Annotated in this window: 23 protein-coding genes, 1 tRNA gene, 1 pseudogene and 1 riboswitch; of the genes and pseudogenes, 6 read left to right on the top strand and 19 right to left on the bottom strand. The window is 48.1% G+C overall.

All coding sequences use genetic code 11. The features are described 5' to 3' along the window. Positions 1 to 2: 2 nt before the first annotated feature. Together pdhA and gdhA are read right to left on the bottom strand one after the other, a co-directional pair. A complete protein-coding gene (pdhA, locus tag BMX58_RS08180; protein ID WP_068623671.1) occupies positions 3 to 1,112 on the bottom strand; it encodes a pyruvate dehydrogenase (acetyl-transferring) E1 component subunit alpha in 1,110 nt (369 codons plus the stop codon). 616 nt (positions 1,113 to 1,728) lie between these two features. Further along, positions 1,729 to 3,075 carry an NADP-specific glutamate dehydrogenase gene (gene gdhA / locus BMX58_RS08175; protein ID WP_068623673.1) on the bottom strand — a complete coding sequence of 449 codons (1,347 nt, stop codon included), beginning with the start codon at positions 3,073 to 3,075 and terminating at the stop codon, positions 1,729 to 1,731. 219 nt (positions 3,076 to 3,294) lie between these two features. Between gdhA and def the strand changes: the two genes are divergently transcribed. Beyond that, the gene (gene def / locus BMX58_RS08170) at positions 3,295 to 3,855 is read left to right on the top strand and encodes a peptide deformylase (protein WP_068623676.1); all 561 of its coding nucleotides are present in this window, start codon (positions 3,295 to 3,297) and stop codon (positions 3,853 to 3,855) included. A gap of 50 nt (positions 3,856 to 3,905) precedes the next feature. Here def and BMX58_RS08165 read toward each other — a convergent pair whose 3' ends face one another. Together BMX58_RS08165 and BMX58_RS15075 are read right to left on the bottom strand one after the other, a co-directional pair. Then, positions 3,906 to 4,643, bottom strand: a complete 738-nt coding sequence (locus BMX58_RS08165; protein ID WP_068623678.1) for an amino acid ABC transporter ATP-binding protein — start codon at positions 4,641 to 4,643, stop codon at positions 3,906 to 3,908. Between the two features lie 22 nt (positions 4,644 to 4,665). Next, positions 4,666 to 6,344: pseudogene (locus tag BMX58_RS15075) on the bottom strand (ABC transporter permease subunit). Between the two features lie 193 nt (positions 6,345 to 6,537). Continuing rightward, a riboswitch (Lysine riboswitch) is annotated at positions 6,538 to 6,692 on the bottom strand. Between the two features lie 199 nt (positions 6,693 to 6,891). Here BMX58_RS15075 and BMX58_RS08150 point away from each other — a divergent pair. Together BMX58_RS08150 and BMX58_RS08145 are read left to right on the top strand one after the other, a co-directional pair. After that, positions 6,892 to 7,605 (top strand): HAD family hydrolase, encoded by a 714-nt coding sequence (locus BMX58_RS08150; RefSeq protein WP_068623685.1) that lies wholly within the window; start codon positions 6,892 to 6,894, stop codon positions 7,603 to 7,605. A gap of 3 nt (positions 7,606 to 7,608) precedes the next feature. Next, positions 7,609 to 8,568, top strand: coding sequence for a lactate/malate family dehydrogenase (locus BMX58_RS08145; protein ID WP_068623688.1), 960 nt, complete (start codon positions 7,609 to 7,611; stop codon positions 8,566 to 8,568). A 71-nt stretch (positions 8,569 to 8,639) separates the two neighbouring features. Here BMX58_RS08145 and panD read toward each other — a convergent pair whose 3' ends face one another. The 3 genes from panD to panB are packed head-to-tail and all read right to left on the bottom strand — an operon-like array spanning position 8,640 to position 10,737. Then, positions 8,640 to 9,026, bottom strand: a complete 387-nt coding sequence (panD, locus tag BMX58_RS08140) for an aspartate 1-decarboxylase (RefSeq protein WP_068623690.1) — start codon at positions 9,024 to 9,026, stop codon at positions 8,640 to 8,642. Between the two features lie 14 nt (positions 9,027 to 9,040). Further along, complete coding sequence (gene panC, locus BMX58_RS08135; protein WP_068623693.1) at positions 9,041 to 9,883, bottom strand: pantoate--beta-alanine ligase; 843 nt, start codon at positions 9,881 to 9,883, stop codon at positions 9,041 to 9,043. Positions 9,884 to 9,897: 14 nt separating this feature from the next. Continuing rightward, positions 9,898 to 10,737 carry a 3-methyl-2-oxobutanoate hydroxymethyltransferase gene (gene panB, locus BMX58_RS08130; protein WP_423229060.1) on the bottom strand — a complete coding sequence of 280 codons (840 nt, stop codon included), beginning with the start codon at positions 10,735 to 10,737 and terminating at the stop codon, positions 9,898 to 9,900. Between the two features lie 345 nt (positions 10,738 to 11,082). Here panB and BMX58_RS08125 point away from each other — a divergent pair, with 345 nt between their 5' ends. Continuing rightward, positions 11,083 to 11,271 carry a hypothetical protein gene (locus tag BMX58_RS08125; RefSeq protein ID WP_068623697.1) on the top strand — a complete coding sequence of 63 codons (189 nt, stop codon included), beginning with the start codon at positions 11,083 to 11,085 and terminating at the stop codon, positions 11,269 to 11,271. A 96-nt stretch (positions 11,272 to 11,367) separates the two neighbouring features. Here the strand turns inward: BMX58_RS08125 and BMX58_RS08120 are convergent. From BMX58_RS08120 to BMX58_RS08105, 4 genes are all read right to left on the bottom strand, one after another. After that, positions 11,368 to 11,440 (bottom strand) — tRNA-Ala (locus BMX58_RS08120). A gap of 69 nt (positions 11,441 to 11,509) precedes the next feature. Next, entirely contained in the window at positions 11,510 to 12,292 is a 783-nt protein-coding gene (locus BMX58_RS08115; RefSeq protein WP_239420579.1) for a Cof-type HAD-IIB family hydrolase, read from the bottom strand. Positions 12,293 to 12,305: 13 nt separating this feature from the next. Beyond that, positions 12,306 to 14,087 carry an ABC transporter ATP-binding protein gene (locus tag BMX58_RS08110; protein WP_068623701.1) on the bottom strand — a complete coding sequence of 594 codons (1,782 nt, stop codon included), beginning with the start codon at positions 14,085 to 14,087 and terminating at the stop codon, positions 12,306 to 12,308. Beyond that, positions 14,084 to 15,814, bottom strand: a complete 1,731-nt coding sequence (locus tag BMX58_RS08105) for an ABC transporter ATP-binding protein (protein WP_068623703.1) — start codon at positions 15,812 to 15,814, stop codon at positions 14,084 to 14,086. The genes BMX58_RS08110 and BMX58_RS08105 overlap by 4 nt, the downstream gene beginning before the upstream one ends. Before the next feature lie 361 nt (positions 15,815 to 16,175). Between BMX58_RS08105 and BMX58_RS08100 the strand changes: the two genes are divergently transcribed. Both BMX58_RS08100 and rnjA read left to right on the top strand, forming a co-directional pair. After that, complete coding sequence (locus BMX58_RS08100) at positions 16,176 to 16,394, top strand: DNA-directed RNA polymerase subunit epsilon (RefSeq protein WP_068623704.1); 219 nt, start codon at positions 16,176 to 16,178, stop codon at positions 16,392 to 16,394. Next, positions 16,391 to 18,067, top strand: coding sequence for a ribonuclease J1 (rnjA, locus tag BMX58_RS08095; RefSeq protein ID WP_068623706.1), 1,677 nt, complete (start codon positions 16,391 to 16,393; stop codon positions 18,065 to 18,067). The genes BMX58_RS08100 and rnjA overlap by 4 nt, the downstream gene beginning before the upstream one ends. Positions 18,068 to 18,175: 108 nt before the next feature. On the opposite strand, the gene BMX58_RS08090 is transcribed toward rnjA, so the two are convergent. The 8 genes from BMX58_RS08090 to BMX58_RS08055 all read right to left on the bottom strand — a co-directional run bounded on the left by BMX58_RS08090 (position 18,176) and on the right by BMX58_RS08055 (position 24,480). Further along, a complete protein-coding gene (locus tag BMX58_RS08090) occupies positions 18,176 to 18,481 on the bottom strand; it encodes a HesB/YadR/YfhF family protein (RefSeq protein ID WP_068623708.1) in 306 nt (101 codons plus the stop codon). A gap of 100 nt (positions 18,482 to 18,581) precedes the next feature. Beyond that, complete coding sequence (locus BMX58_RS08085) at positions 18,582 to 19,214, bottom strand: response regulator transcription factor (RefSeq protein WP_068623710.1); 633 nt, start codon at positions 19,212 to 19,214, stop codon at positions 18,582 to 18,584. Between the two features lie 40 nt (positions 19,215 to 19,254). Beyond that, positions 19,255 to 20,325: a sensor histidine kinase gene (locus BMX58_RS08080; RefSeq protein ID WP_068623712.1), complete on the bottom strand. Its 1,071-nt coding sequence runs from the start codon at positions 20,323 to 20,325 to the stop codon at positions 19,255 to 19,257. Next, a complete protein-coding gene (gene liaF, locus BMX58_RS08075; protein WP_068623713.1) occupies positions 20,322 to 21,056 on the bottom strand; it encodes a cell wall-active antibiotics response protein LiaF in 735 nt (244 codons plus the stop codon). The genes BMX58_RS08080 and liaF overlap by 4 nt, the downstream gene beginning before the upstream one ends. Positions 21,057 to 21,318: 262 nt before the next feature. Next, the gene (gene greA / locus BMX58_RS08070) at positions 21,319 to 21,798 is read right to left on the bottom strand and encodes a transcription elongation factor GreA (RefSeq protein WP_068623715.1); all 480 of its coding nucleotides are present in this window, start codon (positions 21,796 to 21,798) and stop codon (positions 21,319 to 21,321) included. Positions 21,799 to 22,050: 252 nt separating this feature from the next. Further along, a complete protein-coding gene (gene udk / locus BMX58_RS08065; protein ID WP_068623717.1) occupies positions 22,051 to 22,686 on the bottom strand; it encodes a uridine kinase in 636 nt (211 codons plus the stop codon). A gap of 41 nt (positions 22,687 to 22,727) precedes the next feature. After that, positions 22,728 to 23,789, bottom strand: coding sequence for an endolytic transglycosylase MltG (mltG, locus tag BMX58_RS08060; RefSeq protein ID WP_165605752.1), 1,062 nt, complete (start codon positions 23,787 to 23,789; stop codon positions 22,728 to 22,730). Positions 23,790 to 24,171: 382 nt separating this feature from the next. Then, on the bottom strand, positions 24,172 to 24,480 hold the full coding sequence (locus BMX58_RS08055) for a DUF1292 domain-containing protein (protein WP_068623722.1): 309 nt from the start codon (positions 24,478 to 24,480) through the stop codon (positions 24,172 to 24,174). Positions 24,481 to 24,553 lie beyond the last annotated feature (73 nt).

Below are 24,553 nucleotides of genomic sequence, written 5' to 3'. Positions count from 1 at the left end.
GATTATTTAGTCTCCTTTGCTTCGTAGTAAGCGATTTGTTCTGCAATCGTTTGATTCGGTTCTTCAAACATGCTCTTCAGGAAGTCGGAGACCTTCTGTTTTGGTGCCTGGTCGGCTTCTTTGATGGCATCTTTGATTTCTTCCTTGACTGCTTCGATGACTTCATTTTCTTTTTCTTCAGACCATAGTCCTTTTGCGGTCAAATACTTGCGCATACGGATCAACGGGTCTTTAGCTTGCCAACCTTCCAGTTCCGCAGTGTCGCGGTAACGGGTTGGATCGTCACCGGATAAAGTATGCGGGCCGAAACGGTAGCAGATTGTTTCGATCAATACCGGGCCATTACCGGCAACAGCGTACTCTCTCGCTTTTTTGGTCACTGCATACACAGCCAAGATGTCCATGCCATCGACTTGGATACCAGGGATTCCGGCAGCGACTGCTTTCTGTGCCAAAGTTTGAGCTGCTGTTTGGACATGGCGTGGTGTGGAGATTGCCCATCCGTTGTTTTGGATAAAGAAGATGCCAGGCGCTTTGTAGGAGCCTGCAAAGTTGATTCCTTCATAGAAGTCCCCTTGCGAACTTCCGCCGTCACCCGTATAAGTGATGACCACATTTTTCTTGTTGCGCTTCTTCAAACCTAATGCAACACCGGCTGCTTGCACGTATTGTGCGCCGATGATGATTTGAGGCGGCAAAGCCTGCAAGTCAGCAGCATATTTGTTACCATCCACGTGGCCTCTTGACCATAGGAAAGCTTGCGATAACGGCAGGCCGTGTTTGACCAGTTGCGGGACATCGCGGTAACCAGGCAACAACACATCTTCTTTGTCGATTGCTGCGATACTGCCCAACTGGCTCGCTTCCTGCCCTGCTGTAGGCGCATAGAAACCCAGTCTCCCTTGACGATTCAACGCTGTCGAACGTTCATGCAAAATTCTGGACCATACCATATCTGTCATGAATTGAACCAATTGTTCATCAGATAGATCTGGCATGAGCTCAGGATTCACAATGTTCCCTTCTTCGTCCATGATTTGGACCATGCGAAAATCTGTGTTCGTGCCGCTTAATAATGCGTCAAGATCGATTGTTGTTTTTTTTGTAGCCATGCTAACACATTCCTCTCTATTCCCTAAATATTTCATCTCTGCCGATGAGGTTTATACAGATGATTTCAACTGTATCAATCCACAGTTGTTACATGAATAATTTACCACGCATCCGAGATATATGCAAGGCTAAAGGGAAGTTTTCATTTTTTAGGCACAGAATATCCTATACTGCTTATTTGTAAGCGTTTAACCGATTCTTTATGTTCAATCATTAACGAATGGAAAGCGTTGCATTTTATTCATTTATTGATTCACCATAGTTATCTATGTTTGCAGATTGTCGCAATCAGATGCAAACGAACTGTATCATATGCACACTTCATCTGTTTCAAGAAAAGGTGACAATCGTTGATGGAATAGGCTTTCAAACCTGGAACAGCATTTTCCTTTTGACTACCGTTTTTTGGATAACCAGTTTCAGCAAATTCTGCTAACCGCTTTGCTATTTTTCCGAGGTGTTTATCCCGCCATTCGGTTCATTCACGAAATCACAATCTCGTCATTATGAAAACATGATTAAAATAGCTTGTTTTTCCTGTCGGAAACAAACAAAAAAGGCTATTTCAATAAAGAAATAACCTTTTTTCGTAAAAAATTTATGTTAAAACCGGGATCAAACTAATCCTTGATACATCATGGCATCCGCCACTTGCACAAACGCTGCGATGTTGGCGCCTGCCAAGTAGTTGCCAGGTATGCCGTATTCTTCAGCTGTTTTTTCAGCTGTCTTAAAGATGTTCGCCATGATGTCCTGCAGTTTGCCGTCGACTTCTTCAAAAGTCCAATGGCTGTGGGCGCTGTTCTGCGCCATTTCCAAAGCCGAAGTTGCTACTCCGCCCGCGTTGGCAGCTTTAGCCGGCCCGTAAAAAATATTGTTGGCAGCATAAACTTCCACAGCTTCCAGAGTACTCGGCATATTCGCCCCCTCACTGACACAATATACGCCAGCTTTGACCAGTCTTTCGGCCTGTTCTTTGTCGATCTCATTTTGCGTTGCGCTAGGCAAGGCAATATCGTAGTTCAGATCAAAGTCCCAGACACTGCCTTCTTTATAGACCGCTGTAGTTTTTTCAGCAGCATAGGCAGTCAACCTTTCACGGCGGACCTCTTTGATATCTTGAAGCAAAGCAACATCGATCCCTGATTCATCATAGATGTATCCGTTCGAATCGGAGCAAGCTACAACCGTCCCTCCAAATTCATGCACTTTTTGGATAGCATAGATGGCAACATTTCCGCTTCCGGACACGACCACTTTTTGGCCAGCAAACGATTTTCCGTTCGCCTTCAACATTTCTTGCGTATAGTAGACCAGACCGTATCCTGTCGCTTCCGTACGCGCCAAGCTGCCGTTCATCACAACCGGCTTGCCGGTCAGCACGCCTGTTTCAGCGCCGTTCAAGCGTTTGTATTGGCCGTACAGATACCCGATTTCGCGTCCACCGACTCCGATATCCCCTGCCGGAACGTCCAAAGTAGGTCCGATATGCCTTTGCAACTCAGTCATAAAGGACTGGCAGAAACGCATCACTTCAGCATCCGATTTGCCTTTAGGATCAAAATCGGATCCGCCTTTACCGCCTCCGATCGGCAAACCGGTCAGACTGTTTTTGAAGATTTGTTCAAAACCCAAGAATTTCAGGATGCTTTCGTTCACGGTCGGATGGAAACGCAATCCGCCTTTGTATGGTCCGATGGCCGAATTGAACTGGACACGGAAACCTTTATTCACTTGAACCTCACCTTTATCATCCATCCAAGGTACACGGAAGGAAACGATGCGTTCAGGTTCTACCATTCTTTCCAGAATGTTCCATTTGATGTATTGAGGGTTCTTTTCCAACGCTGGTTCGATCGTGTCAAACAACTCTCTCACCGCCTGTAAAAACTCTGTCTGATGCGGGCCTCTATCTTGAACCTTTTTATAGACTTTTTCAATATAATCTTTAGCTGCTGTCATAAAAAACATCTCTTCTTTCGCTATAGAGTCAAAAAAACCTCACACCGTTGTGTAATCATTTTTTCATTTTTCTATTTTACACATACCTCTTCTTTATTACAAGAGAAAAGATGAGTCTAGCTTTTTTTTTTCGAAACGTGTACTATGGAACGTGAAGTGTTTTGTAGTTAGCTGGACCAATCATTTCAATATAAATAACTAATTAAAGGAGGATGAAGCATGATCACTATGGATAACATCATCCGCGAGGGTCATCCCACACTGCGCAAGTCAGCCGACTCGGTCGCTTTCCCTTTGTCTGCGGAGGACCGAAAAATCGCCGCAGAAATGATGGAATTCCTTTCGAACAGTCAGGATGAAAAAATTGCCGAAGAACTTAATTTGCGCGCCGGTGTCGGTTTGGCGGCTCCGCAGATCGACGTGGCCAAGCGCATCATTGCAGTGCTGATACCCGGGGAATATGAAGACGATCCTCCGGAATTGGCTAAAGTGATGTTCAATCCCAAAATCATCAGCCACTCCATCGAGAGCGCCTGCCTGAAAGGCGGGGAAGGCTGCCTTTCAGTGGACCGAGAAGTTCCGGGGTTCGTCGTCAGACACAGCCGCATTACGGTATCTTATCAGGATGCCGAAGGAGTGACGCATAAAGCGCGCTATAAAGGCTATACGGCCATTGTAGTCCAGCATGAAATCGATCACCTGAACGGCGTCATGTTCTACGACCACATCAATGAACAAGCACCATTCGCAGTGGCAGACGATGTCATCATCATCGAATGAAAAAAGAAGAACGGTTCTGCAGCGATGCAGGCCCGTTCTTCTTTTCTTTTTTATTTCGTGAGGTATCTCTCCAGGAACTGCTTGGTGCGCTCTTCTTTCGGGTGATTGAAGATCTCATCAGGGGCACCTTGTTCTAGGATGACGCCTTGGTCCATAAAAATGACGCGGTCGGAAACTTCCTTGGCGAACTCCATTTCATGCGTCACGACGATCATCGTCAAGCCGCTGTTGGCCAGATCTTTCATAACCTTCAATACTTCCCCGACCATTTCAGGGTCCAGAGCGGATGTCGGCTCATCGAACAACAATGCGTCCGGCTCCATCGTCAAAGCGCGGGCGATCGCAACACGTTGTTTTTGCCCGCCTGACAATTGATCCGGTTTGGCATTGATGTACTTCCCCATCCCCACTTGTTCCAGATAGCCCATCGCAGTGCTTTCGGCTTCCTGCTGGGATTTTTTCAGGATTTTCACCGGCCCGACCGTGCAATTGTGCAGCACATCAAGATTGTTGAAGAGGTTGAACTGTTGGAAAACCATGCCCAATTTGCTGCGGTATTTGAAGATGTCGTGTTTTGAATCCAAAATGTTTTCGCCGTTGTAGATGATTTCACCTGCTGAAGGTTTTTCCAGCAGATTGATGCAGCGCAACAATGTCGATTTACCCGAACCGGATGAACCGATGATGCACACGACTTCCCCTTTATTTACGCTGAAGTCGATATCCTTCAGCACTTCATGTTGGCCAAAGCTCTTCTTCAGATGCTGTACGTCAATAACTTTTTCCATCAAATGATTCCTCCTGTGGCAATTAATTTGCTCTGTCTCTTTCTGCCTGTTTTTTGCGAGCCATTAATTCTGGTGTGGTCAGTTGATCTTGACCTGCACCCATCATCTGATAATTGTCCGGGCCTTGCATCTTTCTTTCGATGGCACGCAGGATGCGCGTCACCGTGAAGGTCATGACGAAGTAAATGATTGAAGCCACGAAGAATGATTCGAAGTAGCGGAAGTTGTTCCCGGAAATCGATTTGGTCGTAAAGAACAATTCGGAAACGGAAATGACGTTCAGTACGGATGTGTCTTTGATGTTGATGACGAATTCGTTCCCTGTCGCAGGCAGGATATTCCGGATCACTTGCGGCATGACGATATTCCGCATCGTCTGCAGGTGGTTCATTCCGATCGCTTGCGCGGCTTCGAATTGCCCTTTGTCGATGGAAATGATTCCGCCGCGGACGATTTCCGACATGTAAGCGCCGGTATTGACCGATACGATCAGGAGCGCCGCGAAGATGCGGTTCATGTCGATATCAAATGCCAATGCCGCTCCATAATAGATGACCATCGCTTGCACGATCATCGGCGTGCCGCGGAAAATTTCGATGTAGCAGGACAACAAAAAATTCACCACGTTGTACATATGTTTTTTCCATCCCGACTCTGCCACCGGGATCGTACGGATGACGCCGATCATCAGGCCGATGCCCAGCCCGATGACGGTTCCGATTAATGCGATATATAACGTTGTCCATGCACCCGTCAGAAACTGTTGCCAGTTTTCTTCGATGATGCGGATAACCCAACTAAACTCCATTTAATTTTTGCCCCTTTTTGATGTTCCGTTCGCCTTGATCATTCAGCTGACGGTTGGTTTTGGATTGCTTCATCCATCATCTGGATGCGTTCTTCTTCAGTGATCCCGCTCAGGATTTCATTGATTTGGTCTTTCAATTCGCTTCCCTTGATCAAGCCGATGGCGATTTCGGAATCAGCTGCCGACAATTCGAAAGTATCTGCCTTATCCAGCTCGATCATTTTGAAAGCAGGGTTGGCTGCCGAAGCGCTGATCGCTTCCGGGCGTTCCGAAACATATGCATCGATCGTGCCTGATTCCAAAGCTACGCGCATGGAAGTGAAACTGTCCATGGCTGGTTGTTTCTGAACCCCTTCGATCTGATCGATCACATCATAGTGCAATGTGTTCAATTGCGCAGTCACCTTTGCATCTGCAAAATCAGCCAAAGAGGCCGCATTCGCATAAGCGCCGTCCGCCTTTACGACCATAACCAGTTCCGTAGTATAGTAGGAATCCGAAAAATCGATCGCTTCTTTGCGCTCATCTGTCGGCGACATCCCCGCAACAATGGCATCGATTTTGGATGAAACCAAGGCCGGAACCAGGCCATCCCATTCGGTCTTGACGATGACCAGTTCCTTGCCCAGGCCTTCCGCCACTTTCTGGGCCATCTGCACATCGTATCCGTTCGCATAGCCATCAGCGCCTTCGATTTTCACTGCGCCGTTACTGTCATCATTTTGGGTCCAGTTGAAAGGAGGGTAGCCCGCTTCCATGCCGACCACGAATGTATCCGAATCTGCTGAACCGTTGGCTGCGGATGAATCCTCAGTTGCTCCGTTTCCGCAACCCGCCAAAATGAACAAACCTGTCAATGCTGCCAATGTTTTTTTCCATGCCTTTACTGTCATTTCTGTTTCCTCCTAAGGTTTTATAGTCTTTTTTCACTTGCTCAAAAATAATAAAAATAACCCTGTTTATACGGCCGTTCTTGTCCACCTTTCTACCCATAAAACGTCATAACAACGATAATTCAGTCCGTTTTTGTGCAAAAAAATAGACTATAAAGCAAAAGGCCCTATAATCCAGCTTCCTTCTGCCCGCAATACCGAAAGTACTCCACGAACGGTTTTGGGCAAACCGTTCTGACAGTCTCAGGATTATTTACCCTGAACCCAACACAGCCAATGCTGTATTTCGGCGAACACCCCTTTCAAACGGGCATTTTACTCTTGATGTTCGCAGCCTCTTCCACTATTGTATGATCGTATGACATTATTGTATGCTATTATACTGTAAGGAATTTGAATTTGCAACAACAAGCGCTTCGCTCCCTTATTTGGCGCGCCACACCCGCTTCCGAGCACGGAAAGCGGCCATTCCCAATTTTTCCATTTCAACAAACCGGTTTCGGATGCTATACTGACTGCAACAATTAAAGGAGGGTACACCGCAACAATGCATACTATTTTATTCGATTTGGACGATACGCTGTACGATACTGCACGTCCTTTTTTCCAAGTGTTGGAAAGCTATCCCTTGGCGAACAAGCACAGCGATGAGGCTGCTTTCGCCCTTTTCCGCAAGCATTGCGATGAGGCTTTCGACCTGTTCGCCAGCGGGGGACTGACGCTTTCCGAATCCCATATCATGCGCACGCAGCGCACCTTCATTGACTTGGGTCTTCCGCTCGCCGACGAAGAAGCGATTCATTTCCAGGAAGCCTACCAAAAAAGGCAAGGAGAAATCGTGCTGAGCCCCGGCATCGAACAGCTGCTGGATGAGTTGGAGAGCCAGCATATTCCAATCGCGGTCTTCACAAACGGTCCCGAAATGCACCAAATGAAGAAGTTCACTGCGCTGGGCCTGGAGAGATGGGTGCCACCATCACGCATCTTCATTTCCGAAAAAATCGGGTTTCCAAAACCCCACGCTGAGGCCTTCGCGCATGTGCAAGAGGCTTTGAAGGCGAGACCTGACGAGTTGCTTTTCATCGGGGATACCTACGAAACGGACGTCATCGGCGGCCAGACTGCCGACTGGACGACTTTGTGGTTCAATCATCGCCGAAAGACAGAGAATGAAAAAGTGGTGCTGGAACCAATCGTCTATTCAGTGGCGGAAATGCACCAAGCCATACGTGACAATATCTCAAAACGAAAGGAAATGTAACTTATGATCCAAACAAAATTAGCCATCATCGGGGTCGGGCATGTCGGTTCCCAAGTATTGACCGACTGTAGCCACCTCAATTTATTTTCCGAAATCGTCCTGATCGACAGCAAGGAGGACACGGCAAAAGGGGAAGCATTGGACCATCGCCATGCTCTGGCTGCCAGCTATCGGACCAACAGCAAAATCTATGCCGGAGACTTCGCCGACTGCGCCGATGCCGATGTCATCATCATTTCCGCGGGAGTCAGCGAGAAACCGCGCCCGGGCGAGGATATGCCTCCGAGAGCCTTGATGGGCAAAGAAAATGCCGTTGAGATACGCAAAATCATGGCCGGCATCACGGCTTATACGCACGAGGCCATCATCATCCTGATTACGAATCCGGTCGACACGATCACCTACATCGCCGAAAATGAGTTCGACTATCCGAAAGGCAGGATTTTCGGCACCGGAACAACCTTGGATACTTTCCGCTACCGCCAGATTATTGCTTCCCACTACGGGGTTGACCCCAAAGCTGTCAGCGGCTACATCATGGGCGAACACGGAAGCACCGCCTTCGCGGCTTTCAGCAGCACGACTGTCGGTGCCCTCACACTTTCTCAATGCGATGCGTTATTGGATCGAGCTGAACCAGTGGATCGGGAATTTATCAGCCAAGAAGTGGTGCACACAGCTTCCGATGTCTTCAACTGGAAAGGCTGGACCAATTCCGGCATCGGGGAAGTCGCAGCTGTTTTGGCACGCGCGGTCATGTTGGACGAGAAAAGCATCTTCCCTGTGACCGCAACTGTCGATGGCTTTTACAATTGCCACGGCGAAGCGGCCTTCAGCATGCCCTGCATCATCGGCAGAAACGGCTTGGAGAGACAGATCCCCTTGCCGCTGGATGAGGAAGAATACGAAAAACTGCAGCTCTCCATCAAAGATATCCAGCACACCCTGCAATCCGTGCGATAAGAAAAAGCGCAACCGCATCATGGCCGATTGGCCTGATGCGGTTGCGCTTCTTTTGTTTCTGCAAGGACAGGCTACATGCTGAGCCTTCCGTGCTCTTCATATCTTGTTACCGTTGTGATGGCATTCTGTTCATCCACGAACACCACTAGCGGTTTGTGTTCCTTCGCTTCCTGTTCATCCATCAGGCAGTAAGCCATGATGATGATTTTGTCGGACACCTGAACGCAGCGCGCTGCGGCACCATTCAGGCAGATCATGCCCGAGCCGCGTTCGCCTGCGATGACGTACGTTTCGAACCGGGCGCCGTTATCGATGTCGACGATCTGGACTTTTTCGTATTCGATCAGCCCAGCGGCGTCCAGCAGATCCTTGTCGATAGTGATGCTGCCCACATAGGAAAGCTCCGCCTGGACAACGACGGCGCGGTGTATTTTACTTTTCAGCATATTGAGTTGCATTGTTTTCCCCCCACTTATTCCATGATTAAATTATCGATCAGACGCGTTTTTCCGATATAAACTGCCAAAGCCACCAATACAGGACGCTCGACGCTATCCACTTGCTGCAGCGTTCGCGCATCCACCAACTCCACATAATCGATCTTCGCCATCGGCTCCGCTTGGATCGTTTCCGAAATGGCGTTCCGGATTTTTGTGGCATCCCGCTCGCCGTCTGCAAGCAGCTGCTTCGCGACTTCAAGCGATCGGCTCAGCACCAGTGCCGCCCTGCGTTCGTCAGCCGACAGATAACTGTTGCGCGAACTTTTCGCCAATCCGTCCGCTTCCCTGATGATCGGACAGCCGATGACGGTGACGTCCATATTCAGGTCGCGGACCATCTGCTGGATGACCGCCAATTGTTGGGCATCCTTCTGGCCGAAATAGGCGCGGTCTGGTTGCACGATGTTGAACAGCTTGGTCACAACCGTGCAGACTCCCCGGAAATGGCCTGGCCTGCTCTTTCCGCATAAGCTATCCGTCAGACCCTGCATATCCACAAAAGTGCTGAAGTCGGGATGATACATCTCTTTCGGCTCGGGATGGAAAATCAGATCCACTCCGCTGGCTTCGCACAGAGCGGCATCCTTTTCCAGATCCCTTGGGTAGCTTTCCAAATCTTCGGATGGGCCGAACTGCATCGGATTCACAAAGATGCTGACGACCACCCGATCGTTTTCGCTGACGGCTTTCTGCATCAAACTTTGATGGCCTTCGTGGAGATAGCCCATCGTCGGAACAAAGCCGACCGACAACCCTTCCTTTTTCCAAGCCTTCACGGCACTGCGGATTTCTTCAACCGTTGCTGCAATCTTCATCAGTGATTACCCCTCTAATATAATTTTTCGATGACCGCATCGGCCAGCGCAAATGTGTGCTCCGGTGCCGGAAACGCGCCGCTTTTCACTTCGGATATATAGGTTCCGATGGCTGTCTGCATCTGCGGTCCGATTTCGGCATAACGCTTGACGAACTTCGGCGTGAAATCGGAATAGAGCCCCAGCATATCCTGATAAACCAGAACCTGGCCGTCGCAGCCGTTCCCTGCGCCGATGCCGATTGTCGGAATCGAAATGCTCTGCGTGATGAGCTCAGCCAACTTGGCCGGTATGCATTCCAGCACAACCGCGAAAGCTCCTGCCGCTTCCACCGCTTTCGCCTGCTCGATCAGGCTGCGCGCCGCTTCTTCATCTTTCCCTTGGACCTTGAAGCCTCCGAAAGCATTGACGGATTGCGGCGTCAGGCCTAAATGCGCCATGACCGGAATGGAGGCTTCCACGATCGCTTTGATCTGCGGACAGACTTCAAGTCCGCCTTCCAGTTTGACTGCCTGCGCCCGGCCTTCCTTGATCAGTCTGCCTGCATTCACGACCGCATCATAGACGGAAGTCTGGTACGACATGAACGGCAGATCGCTTACGACCAACGCCTCCTTTACCCCTCTGGCGACAGCCTTCGTGTGGTGGATCATGTCCTCCATCGTAACCGATAAGGTGTCTTCATACCCCAGCATCACCATACCTAGCGAATCGCCCACCAAAACGGCGTCAATGCCTGCAGCATCGATCAGCTGGGCCGTGGAATAGTCGTAAGCCGTCAGCATCGTCAGCCGCTCATTTTTCTGCTTGGCATTGCGGAAAGTCAAAACCGATTTCTTCACCCGAATTCTCATCCTCTCTTCATCCGATATAATATATTATTCACACATTACGTTCTGCGGGGAATAATGTCAACAACTTTTTGAATTTGGAAACCCTACCAAAAACATTTACTGTCATGACAGTTGGATATTCCAATCGAAATGTAGTCGAAACAGGCAGGAAAAACAAGAAATATAACCTTTTGAGCGCCGAAGGAACACCGTCCTACCAACGTTTCGAAAGGTTAATCTTGTAATCTTATGGAGATGATGGGTATATTATCTCCTTAATAAATAAGCCACAATAAAGAGTAAAATAAGGTATAATATATTCGTTGAAGGGATTCTCTTCAAGGACAAGAAAAGTAGGTGAACAGAATGGGAAAATATCAATTGGATTACAAGGGTCAGGCAGCTGTGACGAAGTATCATGAAAAACAGACGCCTGCCAAATTTGATAAAAAGCAACAACTTGAAAAAATACGTGCGGAGTATTTGAAAAAGAAGCAAAAACAAACAGGTGAACTACATCAGCACTCAAGTACCGAGATTCAAAAACAACGCTAAAGGTCTATGCCTACGACACAACAAAAAAACAACCCTCAGAAAGGGATATGAATTGCTTCATATCAAGCTTTCTAAGAGTTGTTTTCTTTATTTTTATGGAGACGATGGGGCTCGAACCCACGACCTCTTGACTGCCAGTCAAGCACTCTCCCAACTGAGCTACGCCCCCGAAATAACAGGGTATGAAAGACATTCGGCAAAAACGCCTTATGTATGACATCATACCCTATTTCCGCTTCTATATCAAGCCTAATTTTTCAAGTGCGTAGGCAATTCCGCCTGAATTGCAGTCTTTCGTAACGAATTTGGCGACATCCTTGACCGGATCGACCGCATTCCCCATTGCCACGCCATAGCCGACGCTGGAAATGAGTTCATAATCATTGTTTCCGTCACCGAAAGCCATGGTGTCTTCATGCGCGAAACCGAGATGCTGCGCCATCCAGAGCGCGGTCTGGGCTTTTGATCCCGGATTCGGCAACACATCGACGCCCGCATCGTGCCAACGCACGAAACGGAATTCAGGGAACGCGCCGCCTTCATAGATCGCCTTCTCTTCATCTTTGTAGAACAAAAGCGCTTGGTAAAGCGGATTGTTCAGATAGAATGATTTGTCATGGTCAGGAACCTCGAATTCGATGCTCCTCATCGCATCGGTTGCATTGCTCTCCACCGATTCATGGCGACGAGCCAATGCATGCGCCGATTCGTAGACGACCTGATGGCCGCTTTGATCGGAAATTTGCAGCAGTTTCTCAAAAGCATCGAGATCCAGTTTGTTCTCATACCGGAGTTCATGCTTGAAGTAACCTGCGGCGCCATTGCAGACGATGTAATTATCCAGCTGGAATGCATCGATGACCTCCTGCGCCAGAAACAGATTCCGTCCTGTCGCGATGGCGATTTCATGCCCGTTCCGCTGCAGTTGGCGCAAAGCTTGGACAGTGCTTTCAAGCGGCGTCTTTTCGTCGTTCAGCAGTGTTCCGTCGATATCGAAGAAAATGAATTTTTTGTTGTTCAAATTTTCGCTCTCCTTATTTTGATCCATTTTTGAATTGACTGGTGTATAAATCGTAATAGAATCCTTTTCTTTCCAATAGTTCCAAGTGTTTGCCCTGTTCAATGATTTCGCCTTGATCCATGACCAGAATCACATCAGCATCGCGGATAGTGGAAAGCCGGTGGGCGATCACAAAACTGGTCCTGCCTTGCATGATGCGTTTCATCGCTTTTTGAATCAATGCCTCCAGTCTAGTATCCACAGAACTTGTCGCTTCGTCAAGTATCAAGATTTTCGGATCCGCGATGAAGGCCCGGGCGATCGTCAACAGTTGCTTTTGACCCAAGGAAATGTTGGAAGCCTCTTGGTTAATGACCGTATCGTAGCCTGCGCCCAAAGTCTGGATAAAATGATGCACATTGGCTGTGGTCGCCGCCTCGACAACTTCTTCGAAGGTCGCATCCAGCTTCCCGAAGCGGATATTCCCGGTGATTGTGTCCTTGTAGAGCCAGGCGTCCTGCAGCACCATCCCGAACTGGGAACGCAAATCCGCACGCGTAAGATCTTTCGTGTCGTAACCGTCGATTTTGATGGATCCCGCATCAACATCGTAAAAACGCATCAGGAGGTTGATCAGCGTCGTCTTGCCGGCGCCGGTCGGACCGACGATCGCCACCGTTTCCCCACTCTTGATCCTGATGTTGAAATTTTTGATGAGCGGATTGGCTTTGTCATAGCTGAAAGAGACGTTTTCAAATGTGACTTCTCCGCGGATCTGCTTCGGCAAAGTCGCCTTGGCTGTGCCTTGCACCTCCTCTTCCTGATCGAGGAGATCGAAGACGCGTTGGATGGAAGAGGCAGCCGACTGGATGATGGCTGACAATTGCGTGATCGTGGAAATCGGCTGGTTCACTTGCCAAACGTACTGCACCATCGCCTGCACATTCCCGATCGTCATCGCCCCTGCCATCGCTTGCAGAATCCCGAGCACTGCGATAAGGATATAGGAGGCGTTCGTGACGAGCGCCACTGCCGGAGACATCAGTCCTGAGATGAAGGCGGCCTTGAAGCCATTCTTCTTCAGGGATTCATTGATGGAACGGAACTCATCGAAAGCAGCCTCTTCTTTTCCGTAAAGTTTGATGATGGAAAAGCCGGTCAGCGATTCCTGGACAAACCCGTTCAGTTGTCCGAGATATTTCGCCTGGCCGCGGAAGTAAGGCTGTGACAGTTGCGTGATTTTTTTGGAAAGGAGCATGGCCAAAGGGATCATGATGACCATCGTGCTGGCCAACTTCCAACTGATCGTGAACATCATGATCAGTGCAAAGGTGATCCCCAAAACGGCATTCAGCACTTGCAGCAAGGACTGTTGCAGCGCGTTGGCGATAGAGTCGACATCATTCGTCACTTTGCTCAAAACATCCCCGAACTGGTTGCGGTCAAAATAGGCAATCGGCAGCCGATTCAATTTGTTGCTCAAATCTTTGCGCAGGTCATGCATAGCATCCTGAACGACATCCGTCATGAATAATTGCGAGTAGAGGTTCGTGACCTGATAAAAGAGGGCCCGAACAAAATAGATCAGCAGCACTTTCGACAGGTAATCGTAATTTATGCCGGCGCCTTCCACGCCGTTCAGCATATCTGCCACATTCCTGCCGATTTCCGTAATGGCAAACCCGATGATGAAAGGCTCCAGTACATTCAGAATCGTCATCGCGATCGTCAATAGGATGGACCCGAAAAACTTCAATCGGTAAAACTTGAGGTAATCCCATACCCGGAGAAACGTTCTTTTGTCCACTTTTTTCATGCAAGTTCCTCCTTGCTCAATTGTGAGGACGCAATATCATAATAGATTTCACTGTTCTGCAACAACTCTTGATGCGTCCCTTGTCCGACGACCTCGCCCTCATTCAAGACAATGATCTTATCCGCATGCATGATCGTGCTGACGCGTTGGGCCACAATGATGACTGTCGCTTTTCCGGTCTCTTTTTTGAGCCGCGCGCGCAAGGCCGCATCCGTTTTGTAATCCAATGCCGAAAAGCTGTCATCGAAGATATAAATATCTGGTTTGCGCACTATGGCCCTTGCGATGGAAAGGCGCTGCTTTTGCCCGCCGGAGAGGTTGCTGCCGCCCTCAGCCAAATGTTCATCGAAGCGGTTCGGTTTGCGGTAAATGAATTCTTTGGCTTGGGAAATATCGGAAGCTTCTTCGATCTCTTTATTTGTGGCATCCCGTTTGCCGTAACGAAGATTGTCGGAAATCGTCCCGGTGAAAAGCAAAGCTTTCTGCGGAATGAAGCCGATTTTCTTGCGCAGAGCCTTCAGATTATAATCGCGCACATCATGGCCATCGATGAGGATCCTTCCTTTCGTGACATCATAAAAACGCGGAATCAGCTGGATCAGCGTCGATTTGCCGCTCCCGGTGCTTCCGATGAAAGCGATCGATTGGCCTGGTTCGGCGGTGAAGGAGATACCGCTGATCACCGGCGTATCCGTATTCCCCGGATAGGCAAAACTGACATCTTCAAAACTCAGATAACCGTGCGTCCGTGTTTCCGCGATCCCTCCCTCGTTCGGGGAAATGCTGCTGGCCGTGCCCAATACTTCCTGGATGCGCTTCGCTGAAACCGAAGCCCGTGGATACATCATAAAGACGACCGCAAAATTCAGGAACGAGAACAAGGCATGGAAACTGTATTCTATGAAAGCGGTCATGTTCCCCAACTGCAGGCTGCCTCCCTCGATCTGCTCGGACCCGAACCACATGATGGCGATGATGATCAGATTGATGACGTGCGAAAAGACGGGCTGATTCCAGGCCATCAGGCGGAACAACTTCTTCGAGACCAGGCTGTAGGCATCATTGACCCCTGCGAAACGATCAGCTTGAAAGGCTTCCCGGACAAACGCCCGGATGACGCGCATGCCGGACAGAGATTCCCTTAAATTCCCGTTGATGGCATCCAGATTTTGCTGCTGGGCCTCGGATAGCGGCTGCGATTTCTTGCCGATCACAAGGATCATCACAAGCAACGCCGGGAATGCCGGCAGCAGGATGACCGATAACGCCGGACTCGTGCGCGCAATCATAAAAGCGCTGGCGAACATCATGATCAATGTCATCAAGCCCATGCGCAACAACATTTGGGCGAATTGCATCAGAATAAAAGCATCGTTGGTCACACGCGTCACCAACGACGAAACGCCGATACGATCATACTCCTCGTGGGAAAAGGTCTGGATATTTCGGTACATGTCATTTCTCATGTCTGCCACCATATTGGTCGTGATTCTTCCCGTTGCATAGGAAACGATGATCCGCCCTATAAAACCAACCAAAGCCAACCCGATCATGATCAGGGTCGTCCTCAGGATATTCTCTTTGCCTCCGCCGGCCACCGTTTGATTGATCAAGTGCGCAAGCATCGTCGGCAGCCCCAGTTCCACAAATACGAAACCGAACGCGCCAAACATGTTCAACAGGAGCAATTTGCCGTTCCGGCTGATATAATGCCAAATTAAAGACATTTTGATACACCTACCTTAATGATACTATTCATTCGGTTTCTTCTGGGCAAAAAACACTCATTTTTCGGTCCGGCCCATTCAACCCACTCCCTCAAGTCTAGCCAATCAGACTGATTAAGTCTACAAAAATATTGATTGCTTCCGATAAAAAAAACAGAAGAGAATTGCCTTACTAATGGAAAGGCTTGCGCATGCCGGAAAATGATTTTGCTAGTCATTTCTATACTAACTGCCTTAATTGTGGTAAACTCATAGTAACGATTGTATGAAAAAATACAACTATTGACCAAGTTAGCACACTAAGATTGTAATTTTTAAGTACAGTACTATCAAAAACAAATAAGAAAATGGAGTGAACTATATGATATTTAAAGTAACTTACCAACCTGCCAAATTTGATGCACCAACAAGAGAGAACACACAAGCTCTTTACGTCGAAGCATCCGACAAGGTTGAAGCAAGAAGACTGGTTGAACAAAATACCCCCTACAACATTGAATTCATTCAGCTGCTGGATGGCAAACATCTGGAGTATGAACAAAAAAGCCCTGATTTCAAAATCACGGAGTTCAATGTATGAAACCTAACATAAAAAATAACGAAGTCGGCGTTTTTGCTCTCGGGGGTTTAGGCGAAATCGGCAAAAATATGTACGGCATCCAATTCCAGGATGAGATCATCATCCTCGATTCCGGTATCATGTTCCCGGAAGACGATTTGCTGGGCATTGATTATGTGATTCCCGACTACAGTTATTTGGTGCAAAACCAAACCAAAATCAAAGGATTGTTCATTTCGCACGGACACGAAGATCACATCGGGGGTGTTCCTTTCCTGTTGAAAGAGCTGAACATTCCGATCTACGCAGGCAAACTGGCTTTGGCCATGATCCGCAACAAGCTGGATGAACATGGCTTGCTGCGGGATGCTGTCCTGCACGAAATCAATGAAGATTCTGTCATCAAATTCCGTAAAACCAGCATCAGCTTCTTCGGTACAACGCACAGCATACCGGACACCTTGGGGATCGTGGTCAAGACTCCTCCAGGCAACATCGTGTTCACCGGAGATTTCAAGTTCGATTTCACACCTGCGAACGGAAAACCGGCGAATATCCATAAGATGGCAAAAATAGGGGAAGAAGGCGTCCTTTTGCTTCTCAGCGACAGCACCAATGCCGAAACACCGGCATTCACGCAATCCGAGCAAATCGTGGGCCAATCCCTCAAAAATATCATCCAAAAAGTTTCCGGAAGGATCATTTTCGCCTCCTTCTCATCCAATATCTACAGATTGCAGCAAGTCACTGAGGTGGCGCTTGAAACGGGCCGGAAAATAGCAGTCTTCGGCCGCAGCATGGAGACGAACTTCCGTACCGCCAGAGAATTGGGCTTCATCGTAGCCCCTGATGATCTCTTCATCGATGCGCGGGAATTGAACAGTCTGCCTGCGGATAAAGTACTGATCATGTGCACGGGGTCTCAAGGCGAGCCGATGGCTGCCTTGAGCCGGATCGCCAACGGCACGCACAGACAGATATCCATCCAGCCCGGGGATACTGTCATCTTCTCAAGTTCACCAATCCCGGGCAACACAACCAGTGTCAACCGCGTCATCAACCAGCTTTTGGAAGCCGGCGCAGCGGTTGTCCACGGTAAAGTGAACAACGTCCACACTTCCGGACATGGTGGCCAACAGGAGCAAAAACTGATGTTGACACTGATGAAACCGAAATACTTCATGCCTGTCCACGGAGAGTACCGGATGCTGAAGATCCACACAAGCTTGGCTGAATCAGTCGGCATCCCGGCAGAAAACTGTTTCATTTCCGGCAACGGGGAAATCCTTGCTCTGACGGCTGATTCCGCGAGACGCGCCGGCAACTTCAACGCAGCCGATGTCTACGTTGATGGAAAAGGGATCGGCGACATCGGTAACATCGTCTTGCGCGATCGTCGCGTCCTCTCGGAGGATGGACTGGTGGTCGTTGTATTGACAGTCGATTACCGCAACAAAAATTTGCTGGCGGGACCGGACATCCTTTCAAGAGGGTTCATCTACATGCGCGAGTCAGGCGACCTGATCCATGAAGCCCAAACGATCGTGCGCCACGATGTACTCTCCTTGTTGAAAAGCAGCGATTCCGTTACCGAGAAAAAATTGAAAGACACCGTCACGAACGCCATTCAGCCGTATCTGTACGAAAAAACGGAGCGTCGCCCGATGATCGTACCTGTCATCATGGGCGTCTGAAGCAGACGAACCAAATGGAAGGCCAAAAGAGGACGCCGGATCAGAATCCGGCGCCCTCTTTCTTTGTTGTAAAAAAATAAGCATGTCCTTGGCGGGACATGCTTATTTTCAGACCTCTTCATTTTGTGCGATGAAGTTATACTCGGGTTCGCGTTGTTTTTCATCGAAGCCTACGTACAAATCATAGCCATTGAAGAACCAATCGTCGGCATCCTCGACATAATACAGAATGCCATTGTATTCGGCCTTGCCGATCGGAGCGACTGGTTCATCCACATCAAGCCCGACGGAAAAGCCTTCATGTATTTGGCTGCTGCCGTAAACTTTCCCAAGGAAACGAACCCCTTTTCCTGGCGAAATGCCCATTTCCTGTTCAAACCACTTTTGTGCGCGTTCACTGATCTCTATTTTCATCTGTTCGCTGATCGGGATGATCAGCTTGCCCCCTCTCGGTACTGTCTATCACATTCATCTTATCATATGGAGGCTTCAATCTATAACACTTTGCTCAAAGTCATTGGATCAGATGGTGCTTGAAAGCATAGATCGTGGCCTGGGTTCTGTCCTCGACTTCCAACTTGGTCAAAATATTCGAAACATGCGTTTTGACCGTCTTCAGCGTGATGAAAAGCTGGTCGGCAATGTCCTGATTGGAGTAGCCTTGCGCGATCAGCAGCAATACTTCCCGCTCACGGGCCGTCAGCTCCTCATGCAACGGACGGATATTTCTTTTCGAAAAACGCTCCAGCATTTTGTCCGTCACTTCCGGCTCCAGGACAGATTCCCCGTGATAAGTGGAACGGATCGCATCCGCGATTTCGTGAGCGGAAGAAGTTTTCAGCATATAACTGGATGCCCCTGCTTCCAACGCCGGATAAACTTTTTCATCGTCGATGAAGCTGGTGACGATGATTATTTTCGCTTCCGGCCAATCATTCAATATCGCTTTGGTCGCCGCGATGCCGTCCATGACTTCCATGACCAGATCCATCAAAATGATGTCCGGACGCAGATCAAGGGCCATTTCATAGCCAATCATCCCGTTTTCAGCTTCCCCTATCACTTCAATGTCATCTTGGATGGACAGATAGGCCGAGTAACCCAGCCTGACCATCTCGTGATCGTCGATAATCAATACACGTATCAACTTAACCCCTCCTCAGGAAACTATTTTTTCGGAATCTTTCCTATTCAGCATTTGAACGATTTACATTCACATTGGTATTCGGAATCCGTATTTCGATTACGGTACCCTTTTTGGGGAAACTGATGATTTTGCAGCTTCCCCCCATTCCTTGGACACGCTCCTTGATATTCATTAGGCCGTAGCTTCCGGACTTTTCGATTGAGGTATCGAAGCCGACACCGTCATCATAAACGCGGAGACTGATTTCCTGCAAAGTCTGCTTCAGATACACTTCCAGCTGGCTTGCCTTTGCATGTCTCAAAGTGTTCGAAAGAAGTTCCTGCACGATACGGAAGAGGTGATCCTCGATGCCACTCATCGTATGGACATCATCGATTTCCCATTTGATGTTGATTTGGACTTTTGACTTCAGTTCCACCAGCAACTGTTCGATCCCTTTTTTCAGGGATTTGCCTTCTAGTTTGGTCGGTCGAAGATGCAGCAACAGTGCCCGCATCTCCGACTGGGAATCGTTGATGATTCTCTCAATGAGGCGCATCTGTTTCTGGATTTTTTCCGGGAAATCTTCGGCGCGCTCATTGACCGCGGACAACATCATCATGGCGGCAAAAAGTTGCTGGCTGACGGAATCGTGCAGTTCCCTCGCGATCCGATGCCGCTCCTGCTCGAGTATCTCCTCTTTCGTTTCGTTGCCGATCTGCTGCGGATTGGCAGACAACTGTTGTACATCCCGGGACAGGCTGAGCATCTTTTTCCTGAGCAACTCGATTTCCAGTTGGATCGCCTGGCAATACTCATCCAAAAACAACGATCTGTCCGGTTTTTTGTTGAAGACGGAATGTTCATACTTGCCGAGATAAAGCCAGTGCAGCTTGTCCTTGATACGGGTTTCTTGATTTTTTAAATAAAAATGGGCGATCCAAGTAACGACGGCGGCGGCAAAGAGTATCAATACGATGATATAAAGAAAGGCAGGCACATAAAAACGATCCACCTCAATCAGTTCCTGGTAACTCAAAAAGGGACGCAAGGCAAACAGCACCCCCGAAACGATCAGGGCAAACACACCGAATACCATGCCGAACAGCACCAATAATGTTCTTTTTCTCATAGGTAGATCACCTCCAAGTCACCCAGCAGGCTATTGGACACGATCTTGATTTTTCTGTTGGCTGTATCGTAGTCGCGGCTGTATAATTTGACCGTTTCGTTGTTCAAGGCTATCTCATCTTCGTTGAACAAAAGCTGCCCTTTGATGGCGGAATGATGGACAGCCACACCGACTCCCAAGGGTACAATCACCCTAGTCTTTCCGAATCCTTTGCGGATCAGGATGATATTTTCCTCTTTCGGCAGCAGCGTATTCCCCAAATCGATAATGGTATCGCCCATGAATACGGTCAGATTGACGTCATCCCATTCGTAGACATCCGTCCCGATGCTGGTGTTGCCGATCCATTTCTGACGTTTTCTGGTGCCGCTCCGCTGTTCCGGTTCTTTCGTTTTGACCGTCCGGAATGCTTTCTCTTCCCACGGCACATCCACAAAAGTATCCAGCTTCATTTCAGACCAGATGCCCCTGCCGTTGACCGCAACGAACATGATGAGGAAGACCAACATCAGCCACACCGAAAAAGTGGAGAGGATGCTCATCCCTACCATAAACCACCCAATCAAGCCGAGAATCTGACGACGCTCCCCTTTACCGGTGCCGAATTTGATGAATACCAGACCGAAAACAAAGACGAGCAGCAACTCCGTATCCTGCACCAACTGAAAAAGGACAGCCACCCCCAACAATCCTTCCAAGAGCAAAAATAATTTCAAGGCATTCTTCTTCATGCCAGCCCCTCCTTTCTATCCCTAATTTCCGGATTTTCGCTGGCCTCAGGGCTCAAAAACAGCATCTTTCTCATTTACTTCCATTATAGAGTATCTGGCCTGATTTGCCAGTGCGCTATGGGCGGACATCGGCATACGACTAAAGTCGCATTCCCTGCGAATGCAGGCACTTTCATTATACCCGAAACATAAACAAACAGAGGATAGGACAGCAAAATCATTCCTGATGATCCTTGTCCTATCCTCTTTTTAATTGGTGATGCTAGGCTTGTTCGACTCTGACGATTTTCACGTTCATGTCCCCGCCCGGTGTAGCAATGACGACTTCTTCACCGATATGCTTGCCCAGTAAGGCTTTTGCGATCGGTGAATCATTTGAGATCTTGCCTTCCAACGGATCGGCTTCCGCGCTGCCAACAATGATGTATGTTTCTTCGTCGCCATCCGGCAACTCCACAAACGTCACTTTGCGGCCAAGCGAAACCAGATCGCTGTCCACATTCTGAACTTCAATGATTTCAGCAAAACGGATCATTTTTTCCAGGGTTGTGATGCGGCCTTCAACAAAAGCTTGCTCGTCTTTTGCTGATTCGTATTCTGAATTCTCGGATAGATCCCCATAGCTTCTGGCAATTTTGATGCGTTCCACGATTTCTTTTCTTTTGTTTACTTTCAAATCTTCAAGTTCCGCTTCTAACTTGGCTTTACCTTCAGCCGTCATCGGATATGCTTTTTCGATCATAAGAAATATAGCCCCTTTTAAGTAATGATTCAATACTCGATTTCCGGCTCAGGATTGCAATTCTCTTTTTCCGCTGGTAGTTGTTCCCACAATCAGCTGAACATGGGCCAGGTAACCTGCCATCCAAAAAGAAATGATCATTTCCTGGAGCGCTGTATCGTTTATTGTCTGTCTAGTTTTATAGTGAATATAAAATACCACTTAATCCCACCAAAAGCAATTATATTTTTGAAATATTATGGACATTTATTTTTATTCTGCATTTTCGGACAAAATTGAGGCAATTTTCGTCGTCATCAGATCGATTGCGACTTGATTTTGTCCGCCTTCAGGAATGATGATATCCGCAAATTTTTTGGTCGGCTCGATGAATTGCTGATGCATCGGCTTGACAACCGTCAAATATTGTTGGATGACCGAATCAAGGGTCCGGCCTCTTGATTCCATGTCGCGTTTGATTCTTCGGATGATGCGGATATCGTCATCCGTGTCCACATAGACTTTGATATCCATCAGGTCACGGAGTCGCGGATCTTCCAAAATGAGGATCCCTTCGACGATGATGACTTCTTTCGGCTCGCGGTGGATCACCTTATCACTGCGGGTATGCTTAGAATAATCGTATACTGGCTGTTCGATACTCTCGTAGCGGATCAATTTCTTGAGGTCCTGGATAAACAGGTCCGTATCGAAAGCAAACGGGTGATCATAGTTTGTTTTCAAGCGTTCTTCAAACGGCAAATCGCTTTGGTCTTTGTAGTAAAAATCTTGTTCCAACAGCAAAATGGAAACATCGGTGAACTTATCCAAGATGGCCCGGCTGACGCTGGTTTTCCCGCTTCCCGATCCCCCTGTCACCCCGATAACGATAGGTTTTTTCACTGTCACTGGTGTACTCTTCCTCTCTTCTTGCAGCGAGCTTAGCTTTTTTATTCGCTGTCTACGTATTGGCTTTGCAGTTGCAGATGTTCATCATATGTTTCTGAGAAATAGACAATGCCTGTTTTGGTATCCGCAACGAAATACAGATAATTTGTATCGGCCGGAGCCAGGGTTGCTTGAATCGCGCCTTCGCTCGGGCTGTTGAACGGACCAGGCCCCATGCCAGTGTTTTTGTACAGGTTGTAAGGCGAATCGATTTCCAGGTCCTCAAAAGTCACCAATTCCTTGTGCTCATTCAAGGCATACAAAATGCTGATGTCTGATTGTATCGGCATATCGATTTCCAGACGATTAAGGAATACGCTGGCGATGTTGGCACGATCTTCCGGGGTGACCCCTTCTTTTTCGACAAGCGAGGCAATCGTCAGAATTTCATGCAAAGTATGGCCCGATGAAGCGATCTGTTCGGCGTACGGCGTCAAGACTTCATTCGTTTTTTGCAACATCTGCAGAACGATTTCCTCCAAACCATTTCCAGTTAAGTAGTCATAAGTAGCCGGATAGAGATAGCCCTCGAGGCGGTAACGCGTATCGGTGCGCTGCGAAGCTTCCGTCAGAAGCTCGGGGTATTGCGCGACAGCATTCGCCAAAAATTCCGGATCATTCAGGGTAGCCAGGAACTCCTCCGCGCTGAAATCCGTTTTCGCTTCGACTTCCGCAGCTATTTCTTCAGCAGTATTGCCCTCTCTGACGATGATTTTGTGATCGCTTGATTGGGGCACAGGGCTCCCGCCCGCCTGGAGCGTCGCAATGATATCGTTCAGGCTCATGGATGGGGACAATTCATAAAATCCAGCTTGGAAATCGGAAACATTCTGGGTTTTGATATAGTAATTGAAGATTGTCGCATTTTTTATGACCTTGCCCTCTTCCAACAGTTGCGTGATCCCTTTGGTGGACGTTCCGATCGGAATTTCCACTTCAACGACTTCGGTACTTTCAGGCTCCAACGGTTGAAGTGCGTCCGTTATATATTTGTATCCGGCAAAGCCGACGATGATCCCCAATAAGATCCCTATCGATACAATCGCGAAAACAATTTTTCGCACTAGTGTCCGTTCTTTTTTCCGTATCTTCATTTTGTCTACGGCTTCTTTCTCCAGCGTAGGCCGAATGAGCTTTTGTGGCTCTTGAGGTTCTTGCTGTTCATTTTGTGACAAAGACGAGGCCCTCCTTACTTGCTTTGATGGCTATTAATGGATCATCAGCCATTCGACTTCCGTAATTATACACGAAAACCTATGTAAATTGAACCTTTTTTGTCATTTGCATAGACAGATAGCGGATATTGGACAGATTTCTCATCATCCTTTCAGGTTGGTTCTATTCCGACGGAAAAATCCAGCCGCAACTCGGAAAGCGTACAAAAAAAGGATCCGGACTTTGCGTCCGGATCCACTTTTTGTTTTGCTTCAGCAATCACTCAAGACTTTATTGAAGATCTTCGTCTTCCATGAAAGTGTTCAGCACCTCTTCGATCATATCCCATTCTTCATCCGATTCGATCGGCTCAAGATCGCCTTCGCCGCCGTCTTCTGTTTCCACATAAGAGTAAGCCTGCAATTCGATTTCTTCCCCTTCAGGAATTCCCGCTGGATAAACCAGGACATAGGATTTGCCGAAATCTTCCGATTCGAAAGTGAACAGAATTTCGAATAGTTCTTCATTGCCGTTTTCGTCCACGATTGTGATGTGCTCGTGGTTATGGTCATGGTCATGATCGTGGTTATGTTCAGTCATGGTATGCACCTCTTTATCAAAGTATTGTTGCTATCGTTCAAACAAAGGATATTGTAACGCAAATACAGCAAAA

The organism is Trichococcus ilyis (assembly GCF_900109135.1).
GTDB lineage: Bacteria > Bacillota > Bacilli > Lactobacillales > Aerococcaceae > Trichococcus > Trichococcus ilyis.
Note: the sequence above shows the minus strand (reverse complement) of the source record. Positions and strands in the feature narration are given on the sequence as shown.